This is a genomic window from Rhodoferax sp., assembly GCF_028714215.1.
GTDB lineage: Bacteria > Pseudomonadota > Gammaproteobacteria > Burkholderiales > Burkholderiaceae_C > Rhodoferax.
In genome coordinates this window covers 26,080-26,465 of record NZ_JAQTMS010000070.1, presented here as the reverse complement: position 1 = coordinate 26,465, position 386 = coordinate 26,080, and the positions used below count along the sequence as shown (strand labels likewise).

Genomic DNA, 386 nt, shown 5'->3' with positions numbered 1-386 from the left:
CGGTGGCCATGCCGCCTATCAGCAGCCCCGGCGTCATGATGGGCAGCGCCCCCTGGAACTTGAAGCGCTTGTCGGCCAGAAAAAGTACCACCAGGCCGGCAAACACCGTCAGTTGCGCCGGCATGTTGAACTGGACGATCAAAACCCACAGCAGCACCGGCCAGCCGATCACCACCACTGTTTCCATTAACGCCTTGATGACGCGCGGCCAGGCAAACTTGACGTCGGCGCCCCAGCCGTTCTTGTGGGCGAAATAAGCCACCGTCAGCATCATCAGGATCGCCATCAGGGCGCCCGGCAGGATGCCGGCCAGAAACAGCGAGCCGACGCTGACATTGGCCATCATGCCGTAGATCACGAACGGCAGACTGGGCGGGATGATAGGC

Annotated in this window: 1 protein-coding gene; it reads right to left on the bottom strand. The window is 61.9% G+C overall.

Annotated elements, in window-relative coordinates; all coding sequences use genetic code 11:
- The coding region (locus tag PHS32_RS21990) for a TRAP transporter large permease subunit (RefSeq protein ID WP_301081555.1) at positions 1-386 on the bottom strand (386 nt) is incomplete at both ends.